This is a genomic window from Kistimonas scapharcae, from assembly GCF_039540975.1.
GTDB lineage: Bacteria > Pseudomonadota > Gammaproteobacteria > Pseudomonadales > Endozoicomonadaceae > Kistimonas > Kistimonas scapharcae.
Window position 1 is genome coordinate 1 of the sequence record NZ_BAABFL010000254.1, and the last position, 1,686, is coordinate 1,686.

Consider the following 1,686-nt stretch of genomic DNA (forward strand, 5'->3'; position numbering starts at 1 on the left):
TTTTGTGCAAAAACTGTACTCTGTTGCCAAAAGTACGGCCAGCTTGCTCACATTCCCAAGGTTAAGCGGGATTTAAGGTATAAAGATCAAAATTGTTAAAAGTGGCGCCACAATCCCTGACCCCGCATTTAATTGACACCTCTTTTGTATGGGTTCGCCTGTGGGCAGCCAGACTGTTTTTCGTCGCAAAACGGCGTGGACACTCCTCGCACACAAAGTTACGACGTCCGGTACGGGTTGCCAACTCAGGCTGGGGTAGCCCAACTGTAGCGGCCGATGCATGCTCTTCGGGCATCATGTGGCTACCTGTACCGGAGGAAGCTGCCTCCTCAAACATACCAACGTTTCCACCCGGTTCAACGCTTGCCACTTCCGGCATTATTTCGGCAGCCCCTTGGGCACCAGTTACGTCCTGCTCTCCAGGATCAGGGAACGACGGAGTCCACTCCTGTACAGCTTCACTACTCAACATTGGTATAGCGAACAGACTCTCCGTTGGATTCACGTCGGGATCCAGCAAATAAGTTAACTCCAGACCACTGCTGTCATGTGCAGAAACGGTATGAGCATGATCACCCTGAGAACTGGACAATACGATGGATTTTTCTGATACCCCACCTCTAGATACATCAGCAGGGAATAACGGCATTTCGAGCGGATCAGAGGCCTGAACAGAAAACATGCCATCATCACGGCTCGTTGATTCCCGTGACGATGCCGAAGACTCCGGTGAGTTTATTGATACGGGACTGAAACTGTGGCCAATGAATTTATCCATAATAAGCACTGCAATAACTGGCTGCTTACGTAAGCATTAACGTAATTTATACCGCTTAATTCATAGACATAACTAACAGAAAGGTTTAGATAACAAAAATGCCAACTGTACTGACCAAATACGTTTTATTTTTATAACACCGACTCGTGTTCAGGCTTTTATTGTATTTTTGCGTCACCCAAATGTCGATATCTGCTGCGTCAATACAAGCGTCTTTGACCGCAATAATGACATCATGCATATCAGATCAAATATGATAATTTCTTAAATTCATGAAAACAGAATGGGAGTAAGCAACCAAAACACAAAAACACTTAGAAGCCATCTCAAAACCTTACTACCCAGGCGAACATATAAAAAGGGCACACAGTCACACTCAAAAGCACTATGCAACATTTGCCCACCACGCATATAAAAATCGCGTTAATAGTTTTGAAATGGCTCCTAACAATCAGGTAAAGATAAACATTATCAAACACACGCCGAATCCATTCCCATCCAAAAGACACAACCAATATTCACGCTAACGAATTATGTAAATACCTTCTTGAGCAAGGTACCGCATCGCTCATATCCCAATTTTTCCAAACGAGAAATCGTCTTTTCCTCATCTACTTCAGTCGTAACTGAACAATAGGTATACCGGCAGCCATTCTCTTTGGCCCACTGCTCATACACCGCAAACAACTGCCCCGCAATCCCATGGCAACGGTAGGCCGGATGAACGAAAAAGCCATTTTCAAACGCAACACGGTCATCCGAAAACTGGCTGATGTGGTTATATTGCGCCAGGAATCCCGCGACAAGATTACCTTCCACTTCCACCACCCCCCTGTGCCAGCATAGTTGTCGCCTCTTCTGAAATTTCCAACTTAAACAGGGGGTGGTCAGTGAGTAATCAATGACCC

The 1,686-nt window shown here is 45.6% G+C and carries 2 protein-coding genes; both read right to left on the reverse strand.

Going from position 1 to position 1,686, the window contains the following annotated elements; genetic code table 11:
* Window positions 1-61: 61 nt before the first annotated feature.
* Window positions 62-682, reverse strand: coding sequence for a C2H2-type zinc finger protein (locus tag ABD892_RS10775; RefSeq protein ID WP_345195636.1), 621 nt, complete (start codon window positions 680-682; stop codon window positions 62-64).
* A gap of 627 nt (window positions 683-1,309) precedes the next feature.
* On the reverse strand, window positions 1,310-1,686 hold a 377-nt coding region (locus ABD892_RS10780), incomplete at its 5' end, for a GNAT family N-acetyltransferase (protein WP_345195637.1).

Bases quoted from the DNA above. Each gene is read 5' to 3' on its own strand.
- ABD892_RS10775 (WP_345195636.1), bottom strand. From the start codon at position 682: ATGTTTTCTGTTCAGGCCTCTGATCCGCTCGAAATGCCGTTATTCCCT.